The sequence below is a fragment of the Nocardioides antri genome (assembly GCF_008373765.1).
Lineage (GTDB): Bacteria > Actinomycetota > Actinomycetes > Propionibacteriales > Nocardioidaceae > Nocardioides > Nocardioides antri.
In genome coordinates this window covers 770,481-787,675 of the sequence record NZ_VUJW01000001.1, presented here as the reverse complement: position 1 = coordinate 787,675, position 17,195 = coordinate 770,481, and the positions used below count along the sequence as shown (strand labels likewise).

Annotated in this window: 23 protein-coding genes and 1 tRNA gene; 9 read left to right on the top strand and 15 right to left on the bottom strand. The window is 71.6% G+C overall.

All coding sequences use genetic code 11. The annotated features are described in order from the left end of the window. Positions 1-18 precede the first annotated feature (18 nt). Positions 19-999 carry a magnesium/cobalt transporter CorA gene (gene corA / locus F0U47_RS03865; RefSeq protein ID WP_149748956.1) on the top strand — a complete coding sequence of 327 codons (981 nt, stop codon included), beginning with the start codon at positions 19-21 and terminating at the stop codon, positions 997-999. 4 nt (positions 1,000-1,003) lie between these two features. Here corA and F0U47_RS03860 read toward each other — a convergent pair whose 3' ends face one another. Continuing rightward, a complete protein-coding gene (locus tag F0U47_RS03860; protein ID WP_149748955.1) occupies positions 1,004-1,825 on the bottom strand; it encodes an undecaprenyl-diphosphate phosphatase in 822 nt (273 codons plus the stop codon). Positions 1,826-1,900: 75 nt separating this feature from the next. On the opposite strand from F0U47_RS03860, the gene F0U47_RS03855 reads away from it, so the two are divergent. Together F0U47_RS03855 and F0U47_RS03850 are read left to right on the top strand one after the other, a co-directional pair. Continuing rightward, entirely contained in the window at positions 1,901-2,848 is a 948-nt protein-coding gene (locus F0U47_RS03855; protein WP_149748954.1) for an aldo/keto reductase, read from the top strand. After that, complete coding sequence (locus tag F0U47_RS03850; protein ID WP_149748953.1) at positions 2,848-3,045, top strand: DUF5703 family protein; 198 nt, start codon at positions 2,848-2,850, stop codon at positions 3,043-3,045. Before F0U47_RS03855 ends, F0U47_RS03850 begins: the two co-directional genes overlap by 1 nt. A gap of 6 nt (positions 3,046-3,051) precedes the next feature. Here the strand turns inward: F0U47_RS03850 and F0U47_RS03845 are convergent, their stop codons facing one another. Continuing rightward, complete coding sequence (locus F0U47_RS03845; RefSeq protein WP_223162631.1) at positions 3,052-4,356, bottom strand: M20/M25/M40 family metallo-hydrolase; 1,305 nt, start codon at positions 4,354-4,356, stop codon at positions 3,052-3,054. 41 nt (positions 4,357-4,397) lie between these two features. Here F0U47_RS03845 and F0U47_RS03840 point away from each other — a divergent pair, with 41 nt between their 5' ends. The 3 genes from F0U47_RS03840 to F0U47_RS03830 all read left to right on the top strand — a co-directional run bounded on the left by F0U47_RS03840 (position 4,398) and on the right by F0U47_RS03830 (position 6,235). After that, entirely contained in the window at positions 4,398-4,865 is a 468-nt protein-coding gene (locus F0U47_RS03840; protein WP_149748951.1) for a GNAT family N-acetyltransferase, read from the top strand. Positions 4,866-4,985: 120 nt separating this feature from the next. Next, positions 4,986-5,459, top strand: a complete 474-nt coding sequence (locus F0U47_RS03835) for a DUF4383 domain-containing protein (protein WP_149748950.1) — start codon at positions 4,986-4,988, stop codon at positions 5,457-5,459. Positions 5,460-5,803: 344 nt separating this feature from the next. Continuing rightward, the gene (locus tag F0U47_RS03830; protein WP_149748949.1) at positions 5,804-6,235 is read left to right on the top strand and encodes a hypothetical protein; all 432 of its coding nucleotides are present in this window, start codon (positions 5,804-5,806) and stop codon (positions 6,233-6,235) included. A gap of 41 nt (positions 6,236-6,276) precedes the next feature. Here F0U47_RS03830 and F0U47_RS03825 read toward each other — a convergent pair. Next, positions 6,277-6,362, bottom strand: a tRNA-Leu gene (locus F0U47_RS03825). A 132-nt stretch (positions 6,363-6,494) separates the two neighbouring features. Between F0U47_RS03825 and F0U47_RS03820 the strand changes: the two genes are divergently transcribed. Then, complete coding sequence (locus tag F0U47_RS03820) at positions 6,495-6,773, top strand: Fe-S cluster assembly protein HesB (protein WP_149748948.1); 279 nt, start codon at positions 6,495-6,497, stop codon at positions 6,771-6,773. Between the two features lie 23 nt (positions 6,774-6,796). On the opposite strand, the gene F0U47_RS03815 is transcribed toward F0U47_RS03820, so the two are convergent. The 3 genes from F0U47_RS03815 to F0U47_RS03805 all read right to left on the bottom strand — a co-directional run bounded on the left by F0U47_RS03815 (position 6,797) and on the right by F0U47_RS03805 (position 8,943). After that, positions 6,797-7,384: a M23 family metallopeptidase gene (locus F0U47_RS03815; protein WP_223162630.1), complete on the bottom strand. Its 588-nt coding sequence runs from the start codon at positions 7,382-7,384 to the stop codon at positions 6,797-6,799. A 194-nt stretch (positions 7,385-7,578) separates the two neighbouring features. Beyond that, complete coding sequence (ppk2, locus tag F0U47_RS03810; RefSeq protein WP_149748946.1) at positions 7,579-8,433, bottom strand: polyphosphate kinase 2; 855 nt, start codon at positions 8,431-8,433, stop codon at positions 7,579-7,581. Between the two features lie 45 nt (positions 8,434-8,478). Beyond that, the gene (locus tag F0U47_RS03805) at positions 8,479-8,943 is read right to left on the bottom strand and encodes an HNH endonuclease (protein WP_246159413.1); all 465 of its coding nucleotides are present in this window, start codon (positions 8,941-8,943) and stop codon (positions 8,479-8,481) included. 90 nt (positions 8,944-9,033) lie between these two features. On the opposite strand from F0U47_RS03805, the gene F0U47_RS03800 reads away from it, so the two are divergent. Beyond that, positions 9,034-9,627 carry a LysR family transcriptional regulator substrate-binding protein gene (locus tag F0U47_RS03800; protein ID WP_149748944.1) on the top strand — a complete coding sequence of 198 codons (594 nt, stop codon included), beginning with the start codon at positions 9,034-9,036 and terminating at the stop codon, positions 9,625-9,627. A 9-nt stretch (positions 9,628-9,636) separates the two neighbouring features. Here the strand turns inward: F0U47_RS03800 and F0U47_RS03795 are convergent, their stop codons facing one another. The 5 genes from F0U47_RS03795 to F0U47_RS03775 all read right to left on the bottom strand — a co-directional run bounded on the left by F0U47_RS03795 (position 9,637) and on the right by F0U47_RS03775 (position 13,944). Next, the gene (locus F0U47_RS03795; protein WP_188111148.1) at positions 9,637-10,149 is read right to left on the bottom strand and encodes a calcium-binding protein; all 513 of its coding nucleotides are present in this window, start codon (positions 10,147-10,149) and stop codon (positions 9,637-9,639) included. A 98-nt stretch (positions 10,150-10,247) separates the two neighbouring features. Continuing rightward, complete coding sequence (locus tag F0U47_RS03790; RefSeq protein WP_149748942.1) at positions 10,248-10,883, bottom strand: RNA polymerase sigma factor; 636 nt, start codon at positions 10,881-10,883, stop codon at positions 10,248-10,250. Further along, positions 10,880-11,929: a serine/threonine-protein kinase gene (locus F0U47_RS21975; protein WP_188111147.1), complete on the bottom strand. Its 1,050-nt coding sequence runs from the start codon at positions 11,927-11,929 to the stop codon at positions 10,880-10,882. The genes F0U47_RS03790 and F0U47_RS21975 overlap by 4 nt, the downstream gene beginning before the upstream one ends. 13 nt (positions 11,930-11,942) lie before the next feature. Next, positions 11,943-12,497, bottom strand: a complete 555-nt coding sequence (locus F0U47_RS03780) for a nucleosidase (RefSeq protein ID WP_149748940.1) — start codon at positions 12,495-12,497, stop codon at positions 11,943-11,945. A 7-nt stretch (positions 12,498-12,504) separates the two neighbouring features. Beyond that, positions 12,505-13,944: a GuaB1 family IMP dehydrogenase-related protein gene (locus tag F0U47_RS03775; protein WP_223162629.1), complete on the bottom strand. Its 1,440-nt coding sequence runs from the start codon at positions 13,942-13,944 to the stop codon at positions 12,505-12,507. Positions 13,945-14,007: 63 nt separating this feature from the next. On the opposite strand from F0U47_RS03775, the gene galK reads away from it, so the two are divergent. Beyond that, on the top strand, positions 14,008-15,126 hold the full coding sequence (gene galK, locus F0U47_RS03770; protein ID WP_149748938.1) for a galactokinase: 1,119 nt from the start codon (positions 14,008-14,010) through the stop codon (positions 15,124-15,126). On the opposite strand, the gene F0U47_RS03765 is transcribed toward galK, so the two are convergent. From F0U47_RS03765 to F0U47_RS03750, 4 genes are read right to left on the bottom strand one after another with little or no spacing between them, the layout of a single operon-like run. Next, entirely contained in the window at positions 15,123-15,671 is a 549-nt protein-coding gene (locus tag F0U47_RS03765) for a carboxymuconolactone decarboxylase family protein (protein WP_149748937.1), read from the bottom strand. The two genes, galK and F0U47_RS03765, sit on opposite strands and share 4 nt — an antisense overlap. After that, entirely contained in the window at positions 15,659-16,090 is a 432-nt protein-coding gene (locus F0U47_RS03760; protein ID WP_149748936.1) for a hypothetical protein, read from the bottom strand. The genes F0U47_RS03765 and F0U47_RS03760 overlap by 13 nt, the downstream gene beginning before the upstream one ends. Further along, positions 16,087-16,665, bottom strand: coding sequence for a hypothetical protein (locus F0U47_RS03755; RefSeq protein ID WP_149748935.1), 579 nt, complete (start codon positions 16,663-16,665; stop codon positions 16,087-16,089). Before F0U47_RS03755 ends, F0U47_RS03760 begins: the two co-directional genes overlap by 4 nt. Beyond that, positions 16,658-17,143 carry an RNA polymerase sigma factor gene (locus F0U47_RS03750; protein WP_149748934.1) on the bottom strand — a complete coding sequence of 162 codons (486 nt, stop codon included), beginning with the start codon at positions 17,141-17,143 and terminating at the stop codon, positions 16,658-16,660. The genes F0U47_RS03755 and F0U47_RS03750 overlap by 8 nt, the downstream gene beginning before the upstream one ends. Positions 17,144-17,195 lie beyond the last annotated feature (52 nt).

Below are 17,195 nucleotides of genomic sequence, written 5' to 3'. Positions count from 1 at the left end.
AGCCACTAGCGTGTGACCGTGATCGTTGACAGCGCCGTCTACCACAAGGGGGAGCGGGTCCCGGTCGACTGCCCTGCCCAGGACTACCAGGCGCTGCGGGCAGCCGCGTCGCGCGACCACGACTTCGTCTGGGTCGGCCTCTACGAGCCGACCCAGGACGAGCTCGACGAGATCGCGGGGGCGTTCGGACTGCACCCGCTCGCCGTCGAGGACGCCGTCGTCGCACACCAGCGACCGAAGCTGGAGCTCTACGAGGGCAGCCTGTTCCTGACCCTCAAGACGCTCTGGTACGTCGACGAGGACGATGCCGTCGAGACCGGCGAGATCAACCTCTTCGTCGGTGAGGACTTCGTGGTCACCGTGCGCCACGGTCGCGGGTCCCAGCTCAAGGACGCCCGGCACCAGCTCGAGGGGCAGCACGACGTCCTCAGCCACGGGCCGTCGGCGGTGGTCTACGCGGTCAGCGACACGGTCGTCGACGGCTACCTCGCCGTGATGCAGGACCTGCAGGTCGACGTCGACGAGGTCGAGAGCTCGGTGTTCTCCGAGGAGCGCACCAACGACTCGGTTCGGATCTACCGGCTGAAGCGCGAGCTCGCGGAGGTGCGCCGCGCCGTCCTGCCGCTCCGGGAGCCGATGCGCCGGTTCACCGCCGGCGACGTGCCCGGGATCGTGCCGGACGCCGGCCCGTTCTTCCGGGACGTCGGTGACCACCTCAGCGTCGCCGCCGAGTCGATCGACACCCTCGACTCCCTCCTGTCGACCGCGTTCGAGGCCCACGTCGCCCGGATCCAGCTGCAGCAGAACGACGACATGCGCAAGATCTCCGCCGGCGCGGCCCTCCTCCTGCTGCCGACGCTGATCGCCGGCGTCTACGGCATGAACTTCGACCGCATGCCCGAGCTGCACTGGCAGCTCGGCTACCTGTGGGCGCTGTTCCTCATGGTCGGCAGCTCGGCGGTGCTCTGGGCGTGGTTCAAGAAGTCCGGGTGGATGTGACGGGTCAGGCGGTCAGCACGCCCGCCGCGAGCAGCGCCAGCACCGCACCGCCGAGCAGCACCCGGTAGATCACGAACGGCGTGTAGCTGTGGGTGCTCACGTAGCGCAGCAGCCACGCGATCGCGGCGTACCCCACCAGGAACGACATGATCGTCGCGACGACCGTCGGGCCCCAGCCGTAGGTGTTGGGGCCGTTGATCTCCTTCATCTCGTAGACGCCCGCGCCGACCACCGCCGGGATCGCGAGCAGGAAGGCGTAGCGGGTGGCCGCCTCGCGCTCATAGCCCAGGATCCGACCCATCGACAGCGTCGCGCCGGACCGGGAGACGCCGGGGATCAGCGCCATCGCCTGCGCCAGCCCCATCAGGACCGCGTCGCGCACCGTGAGCTGCTTGATCTTGCGGTCCGTGCGGCCGAGCCTGTCCGCCACGCCGAGCACCACGCCCATCGCGACCAGCATCGCCCCGATCAGCCAGAGGTTGCGGAAGTCCTTCTCGATCGTCTCCTTGAACATCACGCCGAGGACGACGATGGGCAGCGAGCCCATGATGATGAACCAGCCCATCCGCGCGTCGAGGTTGCCGCGGTACTCCGGCTTGAACAGCGACACGACCCAGGTCCGGGCGATCCGCCAGATGTCCTTGCGGAAGTAGATGAGCACGGCGAGCTCGGTCCCGATCTGGATGACCGCGGTGAACGCCGCTCCCGGGTCGCCCCAGCCGAACAGCTCGGGGAAGATCCGCAGGTGGGCGCTGCTGGAGATCGGCAGGAACTCCGTCAGGCCCTGCAGGGTGCCGAGGAACAGGGCCTGCAGGAAGTCCGCCACGGTGACGGATCCTACGGGCGCGTCATGGGCGAGCCGTCATCCGCCCTGCTGGCGCGAGCGACTACGTTTGCCCCCATGCAGCAGCGGTACGTCGGCGCCAGCGGTCTCCGGGTGTCGCGGCTGGGCCTCGGCACGATGACCTGGGGAACGGGCACCGACGAGCACGAGGCCCGCGACCAGCTGATCGCGTTCGTCGAGGCCGGCGGCACGCTGCTCGACACCGCCCACATCTACGGCGACGGCGCGTCCGAGGAGCTGCTCGGACGGCTGCTCGGTGACGTGGTCCCCCGTGACGACGTGGTGATCGCGACCAAGGCCGGGTTCGGCGTCCGTCGCGGACAGCCGACGTACGACGCATCGCGCGGGACCGTCCTCACGGCGCTCGACCTGTCGCTGCGGCGGCTCGGCGTGGACCACGTCGACCTGTGGCAGATGCACGTCTGGGACGACCGCACCCCGCTCGACGAGACGCTCGCCGCACTGGACATCGCCGTGAGCAGCGGCCGCGCGTCCTACGTCGGCATCTCGAACTACACCGGCTGGCAGACCGCGCAGGCCGCCACCTGGCAGCGTGCCGTGCCCGGCCGGGCGCCGATCACGTCCACCCAGGTGGAGTACTCCCTCGTCAACCGCGAGGTCGAGGACGAGGTGCTGCCCGCGGCGAGGGCGAGCGGGCTCGGCGTGCTGCCGTACTCCCCGCTCGGCAAGGGGGTGCTGACCGGCAAGTACCGGACCGGCACTCCCTCGGAGTCGAGGGGTGCGTCCGAGCACGCGGGCATGCTCGAGGGCTACCTCGACGAGCGCGGACGCGGCATCGTGGAGGCCGTGGTGCGCGCGGGTGACGGACTGGGCTGGACCCCCCTCGAGGTCGCGCTGGTGTGGGTGCGCGACCGGCCCGGCGTCACCGCCCCGATCGTCGGCGCCCGCACCGCCACCCAGCTGAAGGGCGCGCTCGGGGTGGAAGGCAAGGAGCTGCCACCTGAGATCCGCGCGGCTCTCGACGACGTCTCGGAGTCGGCCTGATGCGAAGCGGCGGGGTTGAGTGGCAGTTCGAGAAGGTGACCTTCTCCCGCGAGTATCCGCGCAACGTCGTGACGAAGCTGCTCGTCGAGCGCGCGGAGCACGGCGGCTGGGAGCTGGTGCGGGTGCGGATCTCCCCCGACGGCACCAGGCGCGTCGTCCTGCGCCGCAAGATCATCCGGGCCGTCAGGACGGCCTGAGCGGGCTCAGACCTCGTCGAGGAAGCCGTCGAGCACCCGCGCGCCGAACTGCAGCGCGTCGACGGGCACCCGCTCGTCCACGCCGTGGAAGAGGGCGGTGAAGTCGAGGTCCTCGGGCAGCCGGAGCGGCGTGAACCCGTAGGTGCGCATGCCGAACTTGCGGAAGTGCTTCGCGTCGGTCCCGCCGCTCATGAGGAAAGGCGCCACCAGCGCGTCAGGGTCCTCCGCCACCAGGCTGCGGGTCATCGCGTCGACCAGGGCGCCGTCGTACGGCGTCTCCCAGGGCGGCTGGTTCGACACGTAGTCGATGCTGATGTCGTCTCCGCACAGCTCGGCGAGCGTGCGGAAGAACTCGTCCTCGTAGCCCGGCAGCGTCCGGCCGTCGACGTGCGCCGTGGCCTCGGTCGGGATCACGTTGACCTTGTAGCCGGCTCCCAGCATCGTCGGGTTGGTGGTGTTGCTCAGCACCGCGCCGAGCATCCGGGTCGCACCGCCGAACTCCTCGACCAGGTCGCGGGCGTTCTCGGGCGTGACGTCGGTGCCGGCCAGCGCCCCGACGGTCCCGAGGAGGGTCCGCATCGTCGGCGTCAGCCGCACCGGCCACTCGTAGGTGCCGATGCGGGCGACGGCAGCCGCGATCTGTGTGACGGCGTTGTCGGGGTTGATCATCGAGCCGTGGCCCGCGCGACCACGGGCAGTCAGGCGCATCCAGGCCATGCCCTTCTCCGCAGCCTCGATCAGGTAGAGCCGGCGGCCGCGCACCGTCGTGCTGAAGCCGCCGACCTCGCCGACCGCCTCTGTGCAGCCCTCGAAGTACTCGGGGTGGTCGCGGACCAGGATCTCGGCGCCGAGGTGGCCGCCCGCCTCCTCGTCGGCGGTGAAGCAGAGCACGATCGGTCGCTTCGGGACCCGCCCGGCGCGCTGCCGCTCGCGGACGACCGACAGCAGCATCGCGTCGAAGTCCTTCATGTCGACCGCGCCTCGCCCCCAGACGTAACCGTCCTGCACCTCGCCGCTGAACGGGTGCACGGCCCAGTCCTCCGCCGCGGCGGGCACGACGTCGAGGTGACCGTGGAGGAGCAGCGCGTCCGAGCGCTCCCCGCTGGTCGGGCCTGTGGAGACCCCGCCCCAGCGGGCGAGGACGTTGGCGCGACCGGGTGCCGTCTCGATGACCTCCGCGGGGATGCCGACCTCGTCGAGCAGCCCCGCGACGTACTCAGCGGCCTTGCGCTCCCCCGGCCCCTCGTCGGACCCGTAGTTGGACGTGTCGATCCTGATCAGCTCGCGGCAGATGTCGACGACCTCGTCCATGGCGCCATCTTCGCACCCGGCAGGCAGGTACCGTCGCATCCGTGGTCGAGACGGTGACCCCGCACGACGACGGTGGCCTCGCGGACGCGGGACGGCTGCTCCGCGACTTCAACGCGGAGTACGACGAGCCGGCCCCCGAGCCGGAGGTGCTGGCCCGGCTCCTGCGCGCCCGCGTCGCCGACGGCAACGCGACGGTGCTCCTCGCGCGGGACGGGTCCGGGGAGGCGGTCGGCATCGCGGTCCTGCGCCTGCAGCCGTCGCTCTGGAGCGACGCGCTCGAGTCCTACCTGGCCGAGCTCTACGTCGTGCCGGCGCGGCGCGGACAGGGCTTCGGCCGGGAGCTGCTGGAGGCGGTGCTCACCATGTCCCGGGAGGCCGGCGCGGACTACGCCTACCTGATCACGAGCGAGGACGACCGCGCCGCGCAGCGCGCCTACGAGGCGGCCGGCTTCCGTCGCACGGAGGGTGAGGGCGGCCCGCTGATGCTCGCCTACGAGCGGGACCTCTAGCCGCGTCGATCTCGACCCAATCCGGGCGCCGACCGGCTCCGAACCACTGCTGTGGCGGGAAGGGCTGTTCTCCCTGTCCGCGGGTACCACACCAGTGTCGTTCGACCCAAGGAGTCCGATATGAGTACGACGTCCCGCACTTCGATCACCGCTTCGCCCCTGCAGACGATGGCCGCCGTGGTTGCCGCGGTCTTCCTCCTCGTCGGCGTCGCCGGGTTCGTCCCCGGCCTGACCACCAACGTCGACGACCTGGAGTTCGCCGGGCACAAGTCGTCGGCCGAGCTGCTCGGTGTCTTCCAGGTGTCGATCCTGCACAACATCGTGCACCTGCTGTTCGGCATCGCCGGGCTCGTCATGGCCCGCACCTGGAGCGGCGCCCGCGCCTTCCTGATCGGCGGCGGTGCGATCTACGCCCTGCTGTTCGTCTACGGGCTCGTCGTCGACCACAAGAGCGACGCCAACTTCGTGCCCCTCAACGACGCGGACAACTGGCTCCACCTCGTGCTCGCCATCGGCATGCTGGCGATCGGGCTGGCGCTCGGCAACCGTCGCACGACAGACGTCGGCGGTCGTCGTACGACGACGACGACCTGACGTTCGGCCGCGGCCAGCCGGCTTCGAGCCAGGAGCCGGTCTGGGAGATCGCCACCCGGCGGTGACCCTCGCACATCGGCGTGCCGGTGACGGTCTCGGCCTCGCACGTCGGGAACGCGCAGGGCGCCCGCGGGACGTCTCTGTGATCGCCGGTCCACGTGGTCCCCATGGCCATCACCCCTTCGAACTCTGAGACGCCAGGGTGCGCCTCCCGGTTGCACCGCCGCCGGGGTCAGGTCGCTCGAGGGGTGAACTTGTCACCGCCGGACAATGCGGTGAGGACCGCGCTGCGGAGCGGCAACAGTCCCCGTGGCGCGGTCCTCGTCGACTGGCAGCATCGCTCCATGTCGCCCGAGCTGCTCCGCTACGCGGTCTGCCTCCTGGTGGCGCACGGGGCCCTCGTGGTCCTGCTGACCAGGATGCGGCTCGGCGGTGCCGCCGGTGCCGGGCGCCTCGACGTCGGCACCGGCCTGCTCACCTGCCACACCACGACCGGGACCGTCGCCGTGGTCTGCTGGGCCACCATCCTGCTCTCCGAGGCGGCTGCCGAGCCGACCGGCGGCCCCCTGACGTTCGTCGCCCTGGCCGCGTGGTGGGCGGTCGCCTCCCTCGGGGTCCTCATCCTGCTCCGGTGGCTACCTGCCCGGGGTCGCCACGCGTCCCCGGCGACCGCCGACGCCTGGTCCTCCGGGCCGCTCCTCTCCGTCGTCGCGCACGGCTCCGTGCTGCTCGACGCCGGCGTCCTCACCTGGCTCGTCGCGACCGGCACGCTCTGAAAAAGCACGAAGGACCAGGCCACGGCCTGGTCCTTCTTCGGTGTCCGAGGGGGGACTTGAACCCCCACGCCCTAATACGGGCACTAGCACCTCAAGCTAGCGCGTCTGCCAATTCCGCCACCCGGACGAGTGCGGCCTGAGATTAGCAAAGGTAGCCCCGGGAGCCCGCATCGGGGCAGGCCTTCGGGGGCGGCCTTGAACCATCGCGGCAAGGCTGCAACGGTGGAAGGGCCCTGCACTCAACTCAGAAAGCATTCCCATGCTCACCCTGACCGAGAACGCATGCAACATCGTGAAGCGCTACACCGATCACCCCGAGACCCCTGAGGAAGCGGGTCTGCGCATCATGAGCACTCCGGACGCACAGCTGACCGTCACCACCGCGGACCAACCCGTGGCGGGTGACCAAGTCGTCGAGCAGGACGGGGCGAAGATCTACCTCGACTCGACCGCGGCCGACCAGCTCGACGACAAGATCCTCGACGCCGGAATCGACGAGGCCGGCAACGTCCAGTTCGGGCTCCTCACCCAGGCCTGACATCGGGTCGGCCCCGCGGTCCCTCAGACGCTGAGCCCCCAGTCGGCGAGGGCCACCGCGGGGTCGACCGGCTCGCCGTGGCGACGCACCTCGAGGTGGAGGTGCGGCCCGGTGGAGTTGCCGGTCGAGCCGATGGCGCCGATGACGTCGCCGGCGGAGACCGACTGGCCCACGGCGACGCTCTGGCTCGACTGGTGGCAGTACCACAGCTCGGTGCCGTCCTCGAGCCTGATGACGGTCTTGTTGCCGTAGGCGCCGTCGTAGCCGACCTCGGTGACGACCCCGTCTCCGATGGCGAACAGCGGTGTGCCCTCGGGCGCGGCGAAGTCGAGCCCGGTGTGGTCGCTCGACCACAGGCTCCCCGCGTTCCCGAAAGTGGCGGTCAGCTGGTAGCCCCGTGTCGGCAGCGCCTTGGTCTCGCGCTCCGGGCGCACGGTGAGTCCCTCGACGATCTTCAGGGGACGGTCGGGCTGCGCCGTGACGAGCCACGCCGGCCTGATCGGGTCGGCAGCCGCTGCCGCCTCCGGGACACCGAGCGAGCAGGCGATGGCGCCGATCAACACGGGCGCGGTGGCGACTCGTCGGACTCGACGGGCGGAGCTGTGGTTCACGACGCTTCCTCTGGTTTGCGAAACGCTTGCTATTGCAAGCACTTGCGCTCCAGTGCGCCAAAGTCGCGCCCGCAGGCGCAATTCGAGACACGGCGACCTGTGGCCGCGGTCACGAGAACACGTTCTCGTTACCGCTCAGGCACCTTCTATTCAGCGACGGACATCACACTCGTCGCTTGAGAGGACAGCGGCGGTCAGAACAGCTGCGGCACGAACGTCTGCTCGTGCATGGGCGGCCGGATGTAGGGCTCTTCGCGCATCGTGGGCAGCTCGACCTCGTCCGGCGCGGCGTCCTCGTAGTCGAACTGGCTCAGCAGGTGGCTGATGCAGTTGAGGCGAGCCGTCTTCTTGTCGTCCGACGGTACGACGTACCACGGCGCCGCCTTCGTGTCGGTGTGCTGGAAGGTGGTGTCCTTCGCCATCGAGTAGCGCACGTAGAGCTCGTGCTCGGCGAGGTCCATGTCGGACAGCTTCCAGCGCTTGAGCGGCTCGGCGTTCCGCGCCTCGAAGCGCTTGCGCTGCTCCTCGTAGGACACCGAGAACCAGTACTTGATGACGATGATCCCGCTCCGCACGAGCATCCGCTCGAACTCGGGTACCGACCGGAGGAACTCCTGGTGCTCCTCGGGCGTGCAGAAGTCCATGACCCACTCGACGTTCGAGCGGTTGTACCAGGAGCGGTCGAACAGGCACATCTCCCCCGCGGCCGGAAGGTGCGCGATGTAGCGCTGGAAGTACCACTGGGTGCGCTCCCGCTCGGTGGGCTTCGGCAGCGCCACCACCCGCACCGTTCGCGGGCTGGTCATCTCGGTGATTCGCTTGATCACGCCGCCCTTGCCGGCCGAGCCTCGACCCTCGAAGATCACCAGGACCTTGAGGTCCTGCTTCTGGATCCAGTACTGCAGCTGCACGAGCTCCTGCTGGAGGCGCTTGATTTCCGCCGCGTACACCTTCTTCCGGAGCTTGCCCTTCTTGTTGTAGTCGTCCGGGTTCCCGCGGTGCGGCGCGAAACCGACGTCGTTGGCGCCCTCAGGCGGGGTGAGTGTCATTGCGGCCTCCGTGGGACACCGAGCGCTGGTACCGGTTCGCCGAGGTCAGCGGCGCTGCCCCCACGCAGTGACCTCGATACGGGTAGGTACCCACGGCTCGAATCGCAACCGCATCCCCGCCTCGCGCGGGGTCCGGTTGCCCTTGCGGCTGTTGCAGCGGCCGCACGCGGCCACCGTGTTGAGCCAGGTCCAGGTCCCGCCGCGTGAGCGCGGGACCAGGTGGTCGATGGTGTCCGCGTGGGCGCCGCAGTAGGCGCACCGGCGCTGGTCGCGCCGCAGCACGGCCTCGCGGCCGTAGGCCGCCGGGCGGTACATCCAGCTGGCGACGACATACCGCACCAGTCGGAGGACCTTGGGCCACGGGTGGGGGCCGATCGTCCGGTCCTCGTCGGCCTCGTGCACGACGGCGACGCCCCGGAAGAGCATGCGCACCGCGTGGGGGAATGACACGACGTCGTGCGGCTCGTAGGAGGCGTTCAGCAGTACGACGGGGCCGTGGGTCGTCGCCAAGGGAATCGCCTCCTTCCGTTGCCGCACCCTAAGCATGGCGTACGCCGCGGAAAACAGAGTTTCGGTGATGTTGCCCCATATTCTCGTTCTGTGCATCGGCTCCGCGTCGCCTTCGTCCCCGGGGTCACCCCCGACAAGTGGGCCCGCGTGTGGCGCGAACGGCACCCGGACATCAGGTTGGAGCTGCTGCCGGTCGAGGAGGAGCAGCAGCGGGCCGTGCTCGACGACGGTACGGCGGACCTCGCGCTCGCCCGGCTGCCCGTCGACCGGGACCGCCCGTCGGCCTTGCACTGCGTGGTGCTCTACGAGGAGCTCCCCGTCGTCGTGGCCGGCGTCGACCACTTCGTGGCGGCCGCGGACGAGGTCAGCACGGCCGACCTGGTCGACGAGCAGCTGGTGCTGCCGGAGCGATCCGGTTGGCGGCCGGAGGCCGACCAGCTGGACTTCCCGCCGATGACGACGAAGGACGCCGTGGAGGTGGCCGCGGCCGGGACCGGGGTCGTCGTGCTGCCGATGGCGATCGCCCGGCTGCACCACCGCAAGGACATCGTCCACCGGCCGGTGGTCGACCTGCCGCCGACCCAGGTGGCGCTGATCTGGCGGGTGGCGGACGACGGCCCGGTCCACCAGGACTTCGTGGGGGTCACCCGCGGCCGCCGCGCCGGCAGCGGCCGCGGGCACTGACCCCACATCTCAGACGGCGACGAAGTTGTCGCAGCCGTAGAACTCGTCGCCGAAGTCGGTGGTGTCGTAGTAGACGGTGTCGTAGCCGGGCCCGCACTTGACGAAGTCGGCGTTGCCGTCGGAGTACACGTACAGGTAGTCGTCGCCGTAGCCGGCACGGACGGCGTCCGGTCCGAAGCCCGGCACGAGCGTGTCGCCGCCGTCGTTGCCGTAGACCCGGTCGGAGCCGCCGCCACCGGCGATGTAGTCGCCGTCGGGGCCGCCGCGCAGCACGTCCCTGCCGTCGGCGCCGTCGAGGTAGTCGTAGCCGTAGCCGCCGTAGAGGGCGTCGGCGCCGGCGTAGCCGTAGAGGGAGTCGTGGCCCTCGTAGCCGTAGATGGTGTCGGCGGACGACGTGCCGTAGAGGACGTCGTCGTAGCTGCTGCCGTTGACGACGGCCGCCGAGGCCGGGCTCGCCGAGAACGCAGCGATGCCGGCGGCGGCGGCCGCCGCGCCGAGGGTCAGGATTCGGATGGAACGCATGGGTGTCTCCTTCGGATCGTGGCCCGCCGCTGCGGCCGGCCTCATCCACGGGATGCGCCCACTCCCCCGGCCAGTTCCCGGAATCGCGAGACTTTTTTCTACGACCAGTTCCAGGCCTGCTTGGCGAGCAGCTCACGGGCGCGCGCGATCCGGGACCGGACGGTGCCGACCGGGACGCTCAGCCGCTCGGCGATCTCGTCGTAGCCCAGCTGGTCGAACTCGCGCAGGATCAGGGCCTCGCGGTAGGGCTCCGGCACCTGGTCGAGAGCCTGGCGCACCGCCACCTCGTCGGCGACGACGGAGCTCAGCCGTCTGCTGAACGCCGCCCGCTCGGGCACCTCGTCGCCCGACGGCTCGTTCTTGCGCTGCTTGCGCCGCAGCACCTGGAGCGCCTCGTTGCGGGCGATGGCGCGCACCCAGGTCTGGAAGCGGGAGCGCCCCTCGAACTGCGCCATCTTCTCCATCACCGCGATCAGCGTCAGCTGGGCGGCGTCCTCGATGTCGGCCGGGTCGACCAGCAGGGTGGTGATCGCCGGGTGCGCGATGCGGTGCTTGTGGACGAGCTCGAGCAGGAGCTCGGTCGCCGGGATGGCGCCCGTCGCGGCGTGCCCCGCCAGGCCGTCGAGGATCGCGATCCGGGCCTCGGCGCCGGTCGCGGCGTAGTCGCTGAGGACGGCTCCGCGCGCCGCAGCGTCGCCGGCGGCGGCGGCCTGGAGCAGCGACGGGTCGATCATCGGGTCCCTCCGGTGTGGTCGAGGGCGAGCAGAACCAGGATCACGACGGCGATCAGTGCCGCCACCAGGACAGCGAGCAGCACCGGACCGCCCGGGAAGCCTCGGCGGCGGACGGCCGGCGGCTGGCCCGGACTGTAGTCGAGGACCGGCACCGGCCCGGGGCGGGAAGGGCCGGGTACCGGGGCAGGGGGCGTGGGTGTGGGCGTCGCCACCGGAGGGGCCTGGCCCAGGACGGTGGCCGGCGCGAGGCTGGCGTCGAGGGCTCCGACCACGTCACGGGCCCAGGTGCGGGCGTCGGGGTGCCGGTCGTCGCGGTCGTGGGCCATCCCGCGCCGGAGCACCGCCGCGACCCGGGCGTCCGGCGCACCGTGGGTGCGGCCGACCAGCTCGGCGACGACCGCCGAGGCGGCGTAGATGTCGGCGCGGCCGTCGATCGGGGCGCCGATCGCCTGCTGCTCGGGCGCCATGTAGTCCGGGGTCCCCACGGGCACCGTCACCAGCCGGGTCGAGTCGAGCGCCTTGGCGAGGCCGAAGTCGGTGAGGATCAGGAAGTCGTCGTCGCGGAGGAGGACGCCGTCGGGATAGCCGTCGGGCGGGTGTCCCTCCGCCGCCGGCCGGATGAGGATGTTGGACGGCTTGACGTCGCGGTGGACGACCCCGCGGTCGTGGATCGCGGCGAGCGCGGCGCCGAGCCCGGCCGCCACCGCTCGCACGTCGCGCACGGTGAGCGCCACAGCGCGCTGCTCGAGGTCGTCGAGACGGTCCCGGAGCGTGCCGCGCTCGGCGAGCTCGAGGACGAGGTAGGGGCGTCCGTCCGGGAGCTGCGCGACGTCGTAGACCGTGGCGGTGCGGACCGAGTCGATCCGCCGCATCAGCCGCGCCTCCTTGATGAACCGCGCGCGACCGTCCGGGTCGAAGGCGACCTGTGCCGAGAGCACCTTGAGCGCGACGAGCTGCTCGAGCACCGGGTCCTCGGCACGGTAGACCGCGGCGTGGGCACCGACGCCGATCCGCTCGAGGACGACGAACCGACCGATCGCGTCCACGGAGCCCATCCTGTCAGAGAGCCGCGGCCAGCCACTCGCCCAACGCGCGGGCACTGCGGTCGACCAGCGTCGGCCAGTCCATCGCCCGCTCGTCGGCGTTGTCGGAGACGTGCTTCGCCAGCCGGACCGGGACACCGAACTGCTGCGCCGCGTAGACGACGGCGTAGCCCTCCATGTCGACGAGGTCGGCCTGCAGCGCCAGCCGGGAGCGCACGACGGGGTCGGTGACGAAGATGTCGCCGGTCGCCAGGACCACCTCGCCCGGCCCGCACCGCAGCCGCTCGTGCGGGTCGTAGCCGAGCGCCCGGATCGCGTCGGCGTTGATGTCGTGGTTGAGCACGATGCCCGGCTCGTGAAGACCCTCGTGGTGGTCGTGGAGAGCCCCGGCGGTCCCGATGTTGAGGATCTCGAGGCCCTCGAGGTCGTCGTACGACGCCAAGGCCCGTGCGACCGCGGTGGCGGCCGCGGTCTTGCCGATGCCGGTGATGAGGAGCGGCAGGTCGGCCGGGACGTACGCGGCCTCCGCTTTGGTCGCCGCGACGACCAGGACCCGCGCCGTGCCGGTCACCCGCCGGTCACCAGCTGGTGGCCAGCGGACGGCCCTCGTGGAATCCGGCGGCGGACTGGACGCCGACCACGGCCCGCTCGTGGAGCTCGGCCAGGGTCGTCGCACCGGCGTAGGTGCAGGCCGAGCGCACGCCGGCGGAGATCTGGTCGAGCAGGTCCTCGACGCCGGGACGGGCGGGGTCGAGGTACATCCGCGAGGACGAGATGCCCTCCTCGTAGAGGCCCTTGCGGGCCCGGTCGAACGCGGACTCCGAGACCGTGCGGCCGGCGACGGCCCGCGCCGACGCCATGCCGAAGGAGACCTTGAACGGCCTGCCGTCGGCGTCCTCGAGCAGGTCGCCGGGCGACTCGTGGGTGCCGGCGAACCACGAGCCGATCATCACCGAGGACGCACCGGCAGCCAGCGCGAGCGCGACGTCGCGCGGGTGGCGGACCCCGCCGTCGGCCCACACGTGGGCGCCGAGCTCGCGGGCCGCCGCAGCGCAGTCGAGGACGGCCGAGAACTGGGGGCGCCCGACGCCGGTCATCATCCGGGTCGTGCACATGGCCCCGGGCCCGACGCCGACCTTGACGATGTCGGCGCCCGCCTCCACCAGGGTGCGGGTGCCGTCGCCGTCGACCACGTTGCCGGCGACGACGGGCACCTCGGGGCTCAGCGAGCGCACCGCCTGCAGCGCCTCGACCATCCGGTCCTGGTGGCCGTGCGCGGTGTCGACGACGAGGCAGTCGACACCCGCGTCGAGCAGCGCGCTCGCCTTCGCTGCGACGTCTCCGTTGACGCCGACCGCCGCGGCGATCCGCAGGCTGCCGGCGTCGTCGGTCGCCGGACGGTAGAGGGTCGCGCGCAGCGCGCTGGTGCGGTTCAGCACGCCGACCAGCCGCCCGTCCGCGTCGACGCCGACCGCGATGACGGCGCGCGCGTCGTCAAGGGCGTCGAAAGCCTTGCGCGGCTCGGTGTCGGCCTCGATCAGCACCTCCACCGGGCGCATCACCTGGTGTGCCTGGGCGAACCGGTCGACGTCGGCGCAGTCGCTCTCGAGCACGATGCCGACCGGGCGCTGGTCCTCGTCGACGACGACGGCTGCCTGGTGGGCGCGCTTCGGGATCAGCGACAGCGCCTCGGCGACGGTCTGGTCCGGGCGCAGCTGGATCGGGGTGTCGAGCACGAGGTGGCGCGACTTCACGTAGGCGACGACGTCGGCGACCACGGGCGACGGGATGTCCTGCGGGATCACGACCAGGCCGCCGCGGCGGGCGACGGTCTCGGCCATCCGCTTGCCGGCGATCGCTGTCATGTTGGCCACCACGATCGGGATCGTGGTGCCGGTGCCGTCGGTGGTCGCCAGGTCGACGTCGTACCGACTCCCCACCGACGACCGGCGCGGGACCATGAAGACGTCGTCGTAGGTGAGGTCGTGAGAGGGATGGCGGTCGTCGAGGAAGCGCACGTCCCGAATCTACCTCCGCTGCCCCCTGTCGTCCGTCCCGCGGTCCCCGGGTAAGGATGGGGGATGTCCTCCGTGACCGCCTTCGCCCCCGGCCGGGTCAACCTCATCGGTGACCACACCGACTACAACGGCGGTCTGTGCCTCCCCTTCGCGATCGCGCTCGGCACGACCACTACCGCGCGGGAGCGAGGCGACGACCGGGTCCGGGTCCGGAGCACTGCGTTCCGGGAAGTCTGGACCGGTCGGCTGGCCGACCTCACGCTCGTCGGCCGGGCGGCGATGCCCGGCTGGGTGCGCTACGTCGCCGGCGTGCTGTGGGCGGCCCGCGACGAGGGGTGGCGGCTGCCGGGCCTCGACCTCGTCATCGACAGCGACCTCCCGTCCGGCGCCGGGCTGTCCAGCTCGGCAGCACTCGAGTGCTCCGTCGCGCTGGCCGTCGGCTCGCTGCTCGACCGGCCGCTCGACCCGGGCAGCCGTCAGCCGCTCGCCGCGCTGTGCAGCCGCGCCGAGAGGGAGTACGTCGGTGCGCCGACCGGGGGCATGGACCAGCTGGTCTCGCTCCTCGCGAAGCCCGACCACGCCCTCCTCATCGACTTCGCGGACACCAGCCTCCAACACGTCCCGCTCCCCCTCCGGGACGCTGGCCTGGTTCTCCTCGTCTCCGACACCGGCGCCGCGCACGACCTCGCGGACGCCGGGAGCGGCTATGCCCAGCGCAGGACGGAGTGCGACGCCGCCGCCGCCGTGCTCGAGCTGCCGCGCCTCGGGCTCGCCTGGGCCGACGACCTCAGCCGTCTCGACGACGACGTGCACCGTGCCCGGGCCCGCCACGTGCTCTCCGAGAGCGCCCGGGTCGAGGACACGGTCACGGCGGTGGCGGCGGGCGACTGGGACCGCGTTGGGACGATCCTCAGCGCCTCCCACGCCTCGCTGCGGGGCGACTACGCCGCATCGACGCCCGCTCTCGACCTCGCCGTCGCGACCGCGGTCGAGGCCGGCGCGCTCGGCGCCCGACTGACCGGCGGCGGGTTCGGCGGCTCGTCGATTGCGCTCGTTCCCGAGGAGCGCGCGACCGCCGTACAGGACGCCATCGACACGGCGTTCGCCGCGGACGGGCTCCGCGCGCCCACGCACCTCACGGTGCTGCCGGCGGAAGGTGCGGCCGTCGGCCGACCCTCCTAGGAGGTCTTCGCGGGCTCCGGGACCAGGCAGAAGGCGCCGTCGGAGAACCCGGACGGGCGGACGGCGAGCGCCTGGTTGAGGCGCGCACGCTGGTTCTCCCAGGTGATCTCCGCAGCGAGCTCGGCGATCTGCGCTCGGCTGAACCGCGCCTCCAGGCGCGCGCGGAGGTCCTCCGGGACGACCGCCGGCGAGGACGAGACGGCGGCCGCGAACGCGACCACGAGCTTCTCGTCGTCACTGAGCACCGTGCTGTCCTCGTAGGTCAGCAGCGCCTGCAGCTTCTCGTCGGAGATCCCCTCGGTGCGCGCGATCTCGGCGCCGATGTCGAGGCAGTACTCGCAGTTGACGATCATCGCCGCCTTCGCCACCGCGAGCGTCTTCAGCTCGCCCGGCACCCGCCCCATGAGGAGCAGCGACGACTCGTAGGTGCCCTGCGCGAGCAGGAGCTGGGGCCTGCGCACCAGCCAGCCCAGGAGGTCGCCGCGGTTGCGGCGCGCCTTGCGAATGACCTTCAGGTGGACCCAGATCCGCTTCAGGATGCCCATGCTGGTTCCTTCCGATGAGTGGTGAGCGCGATGAGGGTGACGGCGCCCGCGACCTGGGCCCCGATCAGGATCACGTTGAGCACGTCGTTGGCCGCGTCGAGCAGCGGCGACGGGTTGAGCGCGTGGTAGACGAGGTGCGGCGCGGCGAAGAGCAGGTAGCCGGCTGCGGCGACGCGCATCTCGGCCGCGCCGCCGAGCAGGCAGGCACCGAGCAGGAGGCCGCCGGTGGCCAGGAAGCCCGCGCCGGCGTCGGTGACCAGGTGTGCGTTGTACGGCGGCTCGGCCGCGGCGAGCGCGGGGCCGATCCCGGGGAAGCTGTCGTACCACCCGCGCGGGCTCAGCACCGCCCAGACGCCGATCACGAACTGGGGCACGGCCAGCGCGATCCCGAAGGCGCGCGTCGGTGTCAGGGACCTCATGTCCTGACTTCGCGGCGGGCGGCTGCCCTGTCACGTCGGTCCAGCCACCAGCACACGGCCAGCAGGATCCCGAGCGTGCCCTCCGTGAGGTGCAGCGCGACGCCGGCGGCGAAGACCCCGACCTCGGTGAAGCCGTGGAGCCCGAGCCCGATCGCCAGCGGGGTGCAGGTCAGCACCGATGCCGTGCTCCACCGTCGGCTGACGGCGCCGGCCGCCGCGCAGACGCCGATCGCGATCATCGCCAGGCCGCCTTCACGGAACGGGTGCGGCGCGTAGGGCTCACCGAGGTTGTCCGCGACCCACTCCCCTGCGACCAGGTTGCCGACGCCCTGGAAGACGAACGCCGCGGCCAGCCCGATCGCGACCACGGTGAGCCACCGCGACGGTCGGTCATCGCGCCGGGAGACGACGCCCACGGCGTGGTCGACCCGTGCGACGACGGTGCCAGGGACGGTCGGGCGGGCCGCGCTCGCCAGCCACTGCTCGGTCGGGAGGACGGCTCGACCGCCGCGCCCGGCGAGCAGGTCGCCGAGCTCGTCGTCCCACCGCTCGACCGCGTCGTACTGCTCATCCATCGGTCATCACCTCCCGCAACCGGCCGACGCCGCGGTGCACGAGCATCCGGGCGGCGGTCGCCGAGATGCCGAGCACCTCGCCGATCTCGGCCGAGGTGAGCTCGCTGCCGAACCGCAGCGCGACAGCCTCCCGCTCCCGCGGGGTCAGCACGCCGAGCTGTCGTCGTACCTCGTCGGCGCCGAGGCTGCGCAGCGCGTCTCCCTCGGGGTCGTCGACCGCGGCCTCCTCGACGCCAACCTGGTCGACCGGGAGCTCGCGGCCGTGCTTGCGCCACCAGTCGGCGACGGCGTGCCGCGCGATCCCGAGCAGCCAGCCGACGACGCTGCCGCGGCCCGCGTCGTACGACGGCCACGACCTCAGCGCCTTCTCGAACACCTGGCTGGTCACGTCCTCCGCATCGATGTCCGAGGGCACACGCAGGCGCACGTAACGCCACACGGGCGTCACGTGGTCGCGGTAGACCTCCTCGAACCGCATCTCACCTCTTCTGCAGGGTCTTCGCGGTGGCGCTCCAGCCTGTCACGCGGAA

Bases quoted from the DNA above. Each gene is read 5' to 3' on its own strand.
- F0U47_RS03765 (WP_149748937.1), bottom strand. From the start codon at position 15,671: ATGGGCATCCTGAAGCGGATCTGGGTCCACCTGAAGGTCATTCGCAAG.
- F0U47_RS03830 (WP_149748949.1), top strand. From the start codon at position 5,804: ATGTCGCCCGAGCTGCTCCGCTACGCGGTCTGCCTCCTGGTGGCGCAC.
- F0U47_RS03855 (WP_149748954.1), top strand. From the start codon at position 1,901: ATGCAGCAGCGGTACGTCGGCGCCAGCGGTCTCCGGGTGTCGCGGCTG.
- F0U47_RS03795 (WP_188111148.1), bottom strand. From the start codon at position 10,149: ATGCGTTCCATCCGAATCCTGACCCTCGGCGCGGCGGCCGCCGCCGCC.
- F0U47_RS03755 (WP_149748935.1), bottom strand. From the start codon at position 16,665: ATGGATGAGCAGTACGACGCGGTCGAGCGGTGGGACGACGAGCTCGGC.
- F0U47_RS03760 (WP_149748936.1), bottom strand. From the start codon at position 16,090: ATGAGGTCCCTGACACCGACGCGCGCCTTCGGGATCGCGCTGGCCGTG.
- F0U47_RS03750 (WP_149748934.1), bottom strand. From the start codon at position 17,143: ATGCGGTTCGAGGAGGTCTACCGCGACCACGTGACGCCCGTGTGGCGT.
- F0U47_RS03850 (WP_149748953.1), top strand. From the start codon at position 2,848: ATGCGAAGCGGCGGGGTTGAGTGGCAGTTCGAGAAGGTGACCTTCTCC.
- F0U47_RS03820 (WP_149748948.1), top strand. From the start codon at position 6,495: ATGCTCACCCTGACCGAGAACGCATGCAACATCGTGAAGCGCTACACC.
- galK (WP_149748938.1), top strand. From the start codon at position 14,008: ATGTCCTCCGTGACCGCCTTCGCCCCCGGCCGGGTCAACCTCATCGGT.
- ppk2 (WP_149748946.1), bottom strand. From the start codon at position 8,433: ATGACACTCACCCCGCCTGAGGGCGCCAACGACGTCGGTTTCGCGCCG.
- F0U47_RS03845 (WP_223162631.1), bottom strand. From the start codon at position 4,356: ATGGACGAGGTCGTCGACATCTGCCGCGAGCTGATCAGGATCGACACG.
- F0U47_RS03790 (WP_149748942.1), bottom strand. From the start codon at position 10,883: ATGATCGACCCGTCGCTGCTCCAGGCCGCCGCCGCCGGCGACGCTGCG.
- F0U47_RS03835 (WP_149748950.1), top strand. From the start codon at position 4,986: ATGAGTACGACGTCCCGCACTTCGATCACCGCTTCGCCCCTGCAGACG.